The sequence below is a fragment of the Mesorhizobium sp. M1A.F.Ca.IN.022.07.1.1 genome (assembly GCF_003997575.1).
In the GTDB taxonomy this organism is placed as follows: Bacteria; Pseudomonadota; Alphaproteobacteria; order Rhizobiales; family Rhizobiaceae; genus Mesorhizobium.
Window position 1 is genome coordinate 1 of record NZ_RZST01000271.1, and the last position, 8501, is coordinate 8501.

The following is an 8501-nucleotide window of genomic DNA, read 5'->3' on the forward strand; positions in this document are numbered from 1 at the left end:
CTTGTCGGCTACGCCACGACCTTCTCGATCGGCATGCTCGTTTTCAAGCCGACCGGCGAGCGGATGGGGGCCATGGTCGCCAAGGAAGGCGTGACGCCGGCGGTTCTCGCCATCGGCCAGCGCATGATGCGCTGGGCGCGTTTCGACTACGCGGTGATGCTGGTGATCATCGCCGACATGGTGCTGAAGCCTACGCTTCACGACATCGGCATCCTCGCCGGCATGGTGCTGGTGATCGCGTCCGGCGCAGCGCTTGCGCTTGGCGGCGGCCGCCAGCTGGTGCCGAGCGCCGCTTGATCCTTCTGTAGCGGGCGGCGCCGGTGCGCCGCCCTGCCCATCACATCAGGCCTGCAATACCATCCCAGAGCAGCTTGAGCGCCACCACCGCCACCGTCGCGTATGTGAACGGATAAAACACCTCCGGCCGCATGCGGCGCACCAGCCAGGCGCCGGCGATGGTGGAAAGCGGCGCCAGCGGCATCAGCGCAAACGATGCGGTGAGATTGGCGCTGTCGAACTGGCCAAGCGCGAAATAGGGAATGAGCTTCAGCGCGTTGGTAGCGGCGAAGAAGATCGCCGCCGTCCCTGACAGCACCTTCGGGTCGAGCCGGATCGGCAGCGCGTAGACCTGGAAGGGCGGGCCGCCGACATGGGCGACGAAGCTGGTGAAGCCCGCAACGATGCCCCAGAACGCCGCAGCGATGCGGTTCGGCTCCACCTCGTGGTCGGCGCCGTGGCGAAACTGCAGATAGATCCAGCGCAGGACGAAGACCAGCGCGACCGCGCCGACGATCAGCCGCACCATTTCCTCCGTCACCAGGGCCGCCGTCAGCCAGCCGAGGCCGATGCCGATGACGGCGCCGGGCATCATGTCGACCAGCATCTTGCGATCATAGACGCCCCACCATGTCCACACCGAAACGATGTCCATCAGGCAAAGGATCGGCAGCAGGATGGCCGCCGCCTGCACCGGCGGGATGGCCAGCGCCATCAGCGGCACGCCGACGAAGCCTACGGCGCCGCCGAAGCCGCCCTTCGACAGGCCGACGAGGATGACCGCCGGAATGGCGGCGGCATAGAACCAGGGATCGCTGAGCAGGCCTGACATGGGAGATACGGCGACAAGAAACGGCTGGAGGATGGCGGGAGACTTGCAATAGACCAGAAAGCGAAAGACCGCGATAGCCGAAGCGCCCCGCCAGCCGGTCGGCGCGATCAACTGTCCGTAATCCAGCCTGCCGAGTTTGCGGCTGGCGGCGGGCCATGCATAAGGTCACCCGCCCAGCATGAGGTTTGACGATGAGCGAAGTCCTGATCCGCCGCGCGGACAAAGCCGATCTTGCGGCGATCGTCGCGATGCTTGCCGATGACGCGCTTGGCCGCGCCCGCGAGAATGCAAGCGTGCCTTTGGCGCAAGCCTATCAGGACGCCTTCGCGACCATAGACGGCAACCCGAACCATTTCCTGGCGGTGATGACGGACGGCGCCGAAGTCATCGGCACCTTGCAGATCAGTTTTATCCCAGGCCTGTCGTTGCAGGGCGCTTTGGCGCGGCCAGATCGAGGCGGTGCGCGTCGCGGCGAGCCGGCGCGGAGAGGGGCTCGGGCATGGCCTGCTGGAATGGGCGATCGAAAGATGCCGCGAGCGCGGCTGCAGGGTGGTGCAACTGACGACCAACAAGAGCCGGCTCGACGCGCACCGCTTCTACGAACGGGTCGGCTTCAAGGCGAGCCACATCGGCTACAAGCTGGATCTTTGACGCACCCGCGCCGGCGATGCCGGCGACCTCTCATCGCCGCGCCTGAACCAGAAGAAACATCGGCCGCTCGACCTCTTTGGCCAGTTCAGGCCTGGCGGCGATCTGCCCTTCAGTTGGACAGAATTCCTCCACGCGGCCGATGGTGAACCCGGCCTGGATCAGGTTGTTGAGCGTGGTGCCGAGTGTGCGGTGGTGCTTCACCACACCCTCGGAGAACCAGTCGGTCGTGCGCGGCCCTTCCACCAGATACTGATCGACGGGCCAGACGTTCCTTCCTGCGGCGTCCACGGACCAGCCCGGATTGCTTGGAGCCTTGAAGATCGGATGCTCCGTCGAGAAGACGAAGAACCCGCCAGGGACCAGGGCCTGGTAAACCGTCGCGAACAGCCGCGCGGCATCGCTGACATAATGCAGGGCAAGCGAGCTATAGGCGAGGTCGAAGCGCGCCTTCGGCAGGCTCAGCTCGTCGAGGTCGACGCGCTCATAGGCTATGGCTTCGTCGGAGCCGGCGGCGCGTGCTCGGGCGAGCATCCTTTCCGACAGGTCGAGGCCCAGAACCTGCTTGGCTCCGTGCGCCCGCGCCCAGCGGCAGAACCAGCCGAAGCCGCAACCGAGATCGACGATGCTTAGACCACCCACCTTCGGCAGCATGGCGCGCAGAACCGGCCACTCGGGCGCGCCGTCCAACCCTTCCACCGAACGATGCAGACGGCTGTAGCCTTCGAAGAAATCGGCCTTGTCGTAGATATTTTGCGCCATGCTCTTCCCGTGCTTTCACTTGCTAACCTAGCGGTCGTTTCGTTAGCGTCCATCAGCAGCTTCAACAGGCCGTCTGTCAGTCCTTGAAGATTGCGCAAGCCGCTGCTGCCGCGACGCTTTTCAGCGGCGATCTTCGCCCGCCTCCTGTTCAAGCCGGACGCTTTGCTCTATGCCGCAATGCCACCATGTTCGCCCGGCATAGGCGAAAACCGGGATCGAAGACCGATGAATGAAGCAACCCCGCCCAATCGCTGCCGAATCGTGCTGATCGCGCCGCCGCTTGTGACTCCCGAGCACATCTGCACCGCCTTCGACGGCGGCGACGTCGCCTCGCTGATCCTGCCCGAAAACGGCATGGATGACGCCGCCTTCCAGGCCTTCGCCGAGAAGATCGTGCCGATCGCGCAGGCCGCCGGCGTCGCCGTCATCGTCGCCGGCGACAGCCGCATCGCCGGCCGCGTCCATGCCGACGGCATCCATGTCGAGGCAAACCGCCAGGAACTGGCCGAGACGATCGAGCGCTTGGCCGACAGGATGATGGTCGGGGCGGGCGGCGCCAAGACCCGCGACGAGGCGCTGGAGCTCGGCGAGGAGCGGCCCGACTACATGTTCTTCGGCCGCTTCGGCTATGACAACAAGCCCGAGCCGCACCACCGCAATCTCGCTCTCGGTGAATGGTGGGCGCAGATGATCCAGATTCCTTGCATCGTGATGGCCGGCTCCGAGCTGGCGTCGGTGGAAACGGTAGCGGCCACCGGCGCCGAGTTCGTGGCGCTCTCCAGCGCCGTCTTCGCCGACGGACTCGATCCGCGCGCGGCGGTCGCCGCGGCCAACGCGCTGCTCGACCAAATCGCGCCGCGCTTCGAGGACTGACGTGCGCTGGTCCCGGCTTTCCTTCGCGGCGTTGGCCGCGGCCTTGACGATCCAGGCGGCCGCCGCCGTGGCCGCCGCCGAGACCCCGCCGGTGCCGCAGCCCAGACCGGACACGACCACACCCGACACGAGCGCGCCGGATACAAGCGCCCCTGCTACCGGCGCCCCAGATACAAGCATTCCGAATTTAAGCGCCCCAAATACCGGCGCCCCGAATGCTGCCGCCCCGAATACTGGCGCGGCCTATGCCGATAAGCCGATCGAAACACCGCTGCCACAGCCGGCAACGCTTCAACCGCCATCGGCCGATACCATCAATCCCGATCGCTTCGGCGCCAAGCTCCCGGACGCCGCCTACGGCGCCTTCCAGCGCGGCCTCTATAAGACCGCCTACAACCTTGCCATGGTGCGGGCCAAGAACGGCGACCCCGCGGCGCAGACACTGGTCGCCGAGATCCTGTCGCGTGGGCTGGGCGTGCCACTCAACGCGGCAGAGGCCGCGAAATGGTATGGGCTCGCCGCCGAGCAGGGCGTGCCGGAGGCGCAGTTCCAATATGCGCTGATGCTGCTCGACGGACGCTATGTGAAGAAGGACGCCAAGGAAGCCTATGCGCTGATGCAGGCCGCCGCCGAGGCGGGCAACCGCCTGGCCCAGTTCAACTTCGCCCAATTGCTCGTCCAGCAGGATCCGGGCGATGCCGGCATCGCCAAGGCGGCTGTGTATTATGAGCGCGCCGCCAGTACCGGCCTTGCCGACGCCGAATATGCGATGGCGCAAATCTACGCCAACGGCGCCGGCGGCAAACCGCGCGACGACGCCAAGGCACGCACCCTGCTGGCGCAGGCCGCCCGGCAGAACTACGACACCGCGCAACTTGACCTCGCCGCATGGATGATCGAGGGGCGCGGCGGCGATCGCGACCTGAAATCGGGCTTTGCCTGGATGAGGCGCGCGGCCGAAGGCGGCAATGTCGCCGCCCAGAACCGCCTCGCCAAACTCTATATGGGCGGCATCGGTACCGACCCCGATCTGATCCTGGCCGGAGCCTGGTATATCGTCGCCCGGCGCGCCGGGTTGATCGACCCGCAGATGGACGATTTCCTGCAGGGCCTCGACGACGGTCAGACCAAGCAGGCGCTGCAGAGGGCGAACCGGCTGCCCTGAAAAGACGGCTCACGGCAGCGGCCATCTCCATGAGCGGTCGCGACGCCCTCCCTTGCCACTCAATGCGATTTGTGGTCTTGGAGGCGCCAAAGCGCGCTCCGCGCCAAAAATCTCATTCCGGATCAGTTCAACATGGCCAAGATCAGTGGCAGCGAAATCCGTCCCGGCTATGTCATCGAGCATGACGGCGGCCTCTGGGTCGCGGTCAAGACCAACACCGTGAAGCCCGGCAAAGGCGGCGCCTACAACCAGGTCGAGCTGAAGAACCTGATCAACGGCACCAAGCTCAACGAGCGCTTCCGCTCGGCCGAGACCGTCGAGCAGATCCGGCTGGAGATGAAGGATTTCTCCTTCCTTTACGAGCAGGGCGACGCGCTGGTTTTCATGGACACCGAAAGCTACGAGCAGCTCGAACTGAACAAGGATTTCGTCGGCGAGCGCGCCGCCTTCCTGCAGGACGGCATGATGGTCACGGTCCAGCTCTATGAGGAGCGGCCGATCGGCATCTCGCTGCCCGACCAGGTGACGCTGACCATCACCGAGGCCGACCCCGTGGTGAAGGGCCAGACGGCGGCGTCCTCTTACAAGCCTGCAGTGCTGGAAAACGGTGTCCGCGTCCTGGTGCCGCCCTTCATCTCGGCCGGCGAGCGCATCATCGTCGACACCAACGAGATCACTTACGTGCGTCGCGCAGAATAAAACGGCCAACACAGGAAGAAGAAGAATGGCGCGTTCCGCTCTCCTCAATGTCATGGTCCAGGCCGCGATGAAGGCCGGCCGGTCGCTGTCGCGCGATTTCGGCGAGGTGCAGAACCTGCAGGTCTCGATGAAGGGGCCTGGCGACTATGTCAGCCAGGCCGACCGCAAGGCCGAAGAGATCGTCTTTGCCGAACTGTCGAAGGCGCGGCCGGGCTACGCCTTCCTGATGGAGGAGCGCGGCGCCGTCGACGGCGAGGACGGCCAGCATCGCTGGATCGTCGACCCGCTCGACGGCACGACCAACTTCCTCCACGGCATCCCGCTCTTCGCGGTCTCGATCGCGCTCGAGCGCCAGGGCCAGATCGTCGCCGGTGTCGTCTACAATCCGGCCATGGACGAGCTCTATACCACCGAGCGCGGCGGCGGCGCCTTCATGAACGACCGCCGGCTGCGCGTCGCCGGACGCGCCAAGCTCACCGATGCCGTGATCGGCTGCGGCGTGCCGCATCTTGGGCGCGGCCAGCACGGCAATTTCCTGATCGAGTTGCGCAATGTCATGGCCGAGGTCTCGGGCGTCCGCCGCCTTGGCTCCGCCTCGCTCGATCTCGCCTATGTCGCGGCCGGCCGCATGGACGGGTTTTGGGAAGCCAACCTTTCGGCCTGGGACATCGCCGCCGGCGCCCTGCTCATCCGTGAAGCGGGCGGCTTCGTTTCGGATATGGATGGCGGGCAGGACATGCTGGAGGCCGGCTCCATCGTCGCCGGCAACGAGCTTATCCAACGCGCCCTCTTGAAGACGGTAAAGAAGCCGCTGGCTGCGCGCTGAAGCGCGCTATCGCATCACCCCGAAATCGGAATCGATTTCGCAGGCCTCCGGTTCGGAACGGATAAGCGCAAATCAAAGGGCTGCAGCCCCCTTTGCGCGTCGAAAGGACGCGCGGCGAGCTCGTCGCAAAACCGCAACCGAAGCTTGAAATACTGATCCGCGACTGCCCAGATTATGGTTGCAGGATCATTCATGAACGACGCTCGCGCAAATACATCGATCGAAATCCCCTTTGTCGGCCGTTGGCACTATTCGCGCGCCGAGATGATCGCCGATGGCATCGTCCATGCTGTGGGCATCGTGCTGGCGATCGCCGCCGGCTCGGCCTTCCTGGCTTTAGCCGCCTTCCATTCCGGCCCGGGTGAGTATGTCGCCGCCGTCTTCTACGTTGTGTCGCTGCTCACCGTGCTGTCGATATCGCTGGCCTATAATTTGTGGCCGATATCGTGGCCGGCGAAGTGGATCCTGCGCCGCTTCGACCATGCCGCGATCTATTTGCTGATCGCCGCCACCTACACGCCTTTCCTGACCCAGCTGCACACGTCCGCGCTTGCCGTGCCGATGATCGTTATCGTGTGGAGCGCGGCGGCAATGGGCGTCGCCATCAAGATGTTCCTGCCCGGGCGCTATGACCGGCTGGCGATCCTCTTTTACCTCGCCATCGGCTGGAGCGGCGTCGTGCTCGCCGGACCGCTGGTCGCGACGCTGCCGCCTGCCTCCGTCATGCTGCTGCTCGCGGGCGGCATCGTCTATTCATTGGGCGTCATCTTCTTTGCCTGGAAAGGCCTGCGTTTCCACAATGCCGTCTGGCATGGCTTCGTCGTCACCGGCGCCGGGCTGCACCTGGCCGCCATGGTCGACTGTCTGGTCATTAGCCGTTTTTGAAACGACCCGCGCGGGGCGATATTGTCAAGCACCATTCAATTTGGTCACAATTCCGTTTAGAGTCGCGACAATTCTGCGGCGGGTGGCATCGGAAACGGGGCACGGATGGCTTTTCTCAGATCCTTCGGCAGGCGCTCGGATGTCCTGGTCTACGATCCGCACAAGCTGTCGAGCCCGCAGGTCTTCCTGCTCACGATGGTGATCTTCCTGGTCATCGTCGCCTTCATCGCCGCCATCCTCACCCGCCAGATCTCCTCCGCCTTCTCCAGCAATCCCGGCCTCAACGGGCTGATCATCGGCGTGCTCGCCGTCGGCATCCTGCTCGCCTTCGCCCAGGTCGGCCGGCTGTTCAGAGAGGTGCGCTGGGTCAATTCCTTCCGCGCCGGCTCCGAGACCACCGAGCCGGTGCTCCTGGCGCCGATGAAGGCGATGATCGGCCGCTCGTCGACGATCGCCTTCTCGACCTCTTCGATGCGCACCATGCTCGATTCCATCGCCACGCGCCTCGATGAAAGCCGCGACACCTCGCGCTATCTCGTCGGACTGCTGGTGTTTCTTGGCCTGCTCGGCACCTTCTGGGGCCTGCTCAACACCATCGCCTCCATCCGCGAGACGATCGAGGCGCTCGACCCCGGCAGCGGCGATGCCGCCGCCGTGCTCGACGCGCTCAAGCAGGGCCTCTCGGCGCCGCTCGCCGGCATGGGCACGGCCTTCTCGTCCTCGCTGTTCGGCCTGTCCGGCTCGCTGGTGCTCGGCTTTCTCGACCTGCAGGCCGGCCGCGCCCAGACCCGCTTCTACACCGAACTCGAGAACTGGCTGTCCTCGGTCACCGATCTCTCGTCCGATATCGTCGTGTCGGAATCGGCGCGCGCCGAGCCGTCGGAGGAGATCCGCCTGCTGTCGGAACGGCTGCGCAGCCTGCAGGAAAATGGCGGCGGCTCCAACCCGCGCGTCGCCACCGCCATGGCCAACCTGGCGGACGGCATTTCCGGACTGGTCAAGAACATGCGCTCCGAACAGCAGATCATGCGCGACTGGGTCGAGGCGCAGTCGGACGAACAGAAGGCGATGCGCAACACGCTGGAAAAGATCGCTGACGCCCTGAAGAAGACCGGAGTGCACTGACGTGGCGCTGGCAAGGCGGCGCGCCGATCGCCGCATCGACTACTGGCCCGGCTTCGTCGACGCGCTGTCGACGCTTCTGCTCGCCATCATGTTCCTGCTGACGGTCTTCGTGCTGGCGCAATTCCTGCTCAGCCGCGAAATCTCCGGCAAGGACACGGTGCTCAGCCGCCTCAACTCGCAGATCAACGAGCTGACGCAGTTGCTGGCGCTGGAGCGCTCGAACAGCCAGGACAAGGAAGATACGCTCGCCAATCTGCAGGCCTCGCTGTCGGCGGCGGAGGCGGAAAAGAGCCGCCTTCAGCAATTGCTGGAGCAGGGTGCCGGCGCCGGCGACGCGGCCAACAAGCGGGCGGACGCGCTGTCCGGCGAACTCAGCAACCAGCGCCAGATCAGCCAGCAAGCGCTGAGCG

The 8501-nt window shown here is 65.2% G+C and carries 8 protein-coding genes and 3 pseudogenes; 9 read left to right on the forward strand and 2 right to left on the reverse strand.

All coding sequences use genetic code 11. The features are described 5' to 3' along the window. Positions 1-297: pseudogene (locus EOA75_RS24290) on the forward strand (hypothetical protein); the annotation flags it as partial. Between the two features lie 40 nt (positions 298-337). Here the strand turns inward: EOA75_RS24290 and EOA75_RS24295 are convergent. Continuing rightward, on the reverse strand, positions 338-1108 hold the full coding sequence (locus tag EOA75_RS24295; protein WP_095799968.1) for a sulfite exporter TauE/SafE family protein: 771 nt from the start codon (positions 1106-1108) through the stop codon (positions 338-340). 191 nt (positions 1109-1299) lie between these two features. Between EOA75_RS24295 and EOA75_RS24300 the strand changes: the two are divergent. Then, positions 1300-1759: pseudogene (locus EOA75_RS24300) on the forward strand (GNAT family N-acetyltransferase). A 30-nt stretch (positions 1760-1789) separates the two neighbouring features. Here the strand turns inward: EOA75_RS24300 and EOA75_RS24305 are convergent. Then, positions 1790-2518 (reverse strand): class I SAM-dependent methyltransferase, encoded by a 729-nt coding sequence (locus tag EOA75_RS24305; RefSeq protein ID WP_127325352.1) that lies wholly within the window; start codon positions 2516-2518, stop codon positions 1790-1792. 225 nt (positions 2519-2743) lie between these two features. Here EOA75_RS24305 and EOA75_RS24310 point away from each other — a divergent pair, with 225 nt between their 5' ends. From EOA75_RS24310 to EOA75_RS24340, 7 genes and pseudogenes are all read left to right on the forward strand, one after another. Further along, complete coding sequence (locus EOA75_RS24310; RefSeq protein ID WP_095824195.1) at positions 2744-3391, forward strand: thiamine phosphate synthase; 648 nt, start codon at positions 2744-2746, stop codon at positions 3389-3391. A gap of 1 nt (position 3392) precedes the next feature. Continuing rightward, positions 3393-4556 (forward strand): tetratricopeptide repeat protein, encoded by a 1164-nt coding sequence (locus tag EOA75_RS24315; RefSeq protein ID WP_245466725.1) that lies wholly within the window; start codon positions 3393-3395, stop codon positions 4554-4556. 132 nt (positions 4557-4688) lie between these two features. Next, positions 4689-5255 carry an elongation factor P gene (gene efp, locus EOA75_RS24320; protein ID WP_067001754.1) on the forward strand — a complete coding sequence of 189 codons (567 nt, stop codon included), beginning with the start codon at positions 4689-4691 and terminating at the stop codon, positions 5253-5255. A gap of 25 nt (positions 5256-5280) precedes the next feature. Beyond that, a complete protein-coding gene (locus EOA75_RS24325) occupies positions 5281-6081 on the forward strand; it encodes an inositol monophosphatase family protein (RefSeq protein ID WP_095824090.1) in 801 nt (266 codons plus the stop codon). 192 nt (positions 6082-6273) lie between these two features. Then, positions 6274-6966, forward strand: a complete 693-nt coding sequence (locus EOA75_RS24330) for a hemolysin III family protein (protein ID WP_164746716.1) — start codon at positions 6274-6276, stop codon at positions 6964-6966. A gap of 105 nt (positions 6967-7071) precedes the next feature. Further along, on the forward strand, positions 7072-8091 hold the full coding sequence (locus EOA75_RS24335; RefSeq protein WP_067319476.1) for a MotA/TolQ/ExbB proton channel family protein: 1020 nt from the start codon (positions 7072-7074) through the stop codon (positions 8089-8091). A gap of 1 nt (position 8092) precedes the next feature. Next, positions 8093-8501: pseudogene (locus tag EOA75_RS24340) on the forward strand (peptidoglycan-binding protein); the annotation flags it as partial.

Bases quoted from the DNA above. Each gene is read 5' to 3' on its own strand.
- EOA75_RS24305 (WP_127325352.1), bottom strand. From the start codon at position 2,518: ATGGCGCAAAATATCTACGACAAGGCCGATTTCTTCGAAGGCTACAGC.
- EOA75_RS24330 (WP_164746716.1), top strand. From the start codon at position 6,274: ATGAACGACGCTCGCGCAAATACATCGATCGAAATCCCCTTTGTCGGC.
- EOA75_RS24310 (WP_095824195.1), top strand. From the start codon at position 2,744: ATGAATGAAGCAACCCCGCCCAATCGCTGCCGAATCGTGCTGATCGCG.
- EOA75_RS24335 (WP_067319476.1), top strand. From the start codon at position 7,072: ATGGCTTTTCTCAGATCCTTCGGCAGGCGCTCGGATGTCCTGGTCTAC.
- EOA75_RS24325 (WP_095824090.1), top strand. From the start codon at position 5,281: ATGGCGCGTTCCGCTCTCCTCAATGTCATGGTCCAGGCCGCGATGAAG.
- EOA75_RS24295 (WP_095799968.1), bottom strand. From the start codon at position 1,108: ATGTCAGGCCTGCTCAGCGATCCCTGGTTCTATGCCGCCGCCATTCCG.
- efp (WP_067001754.1), top strand. From the start codon at position 4,689: ATGGCCAAGATCAGTGGCAGCGAAATCCGTCCCGGCTATGTCATCGAG.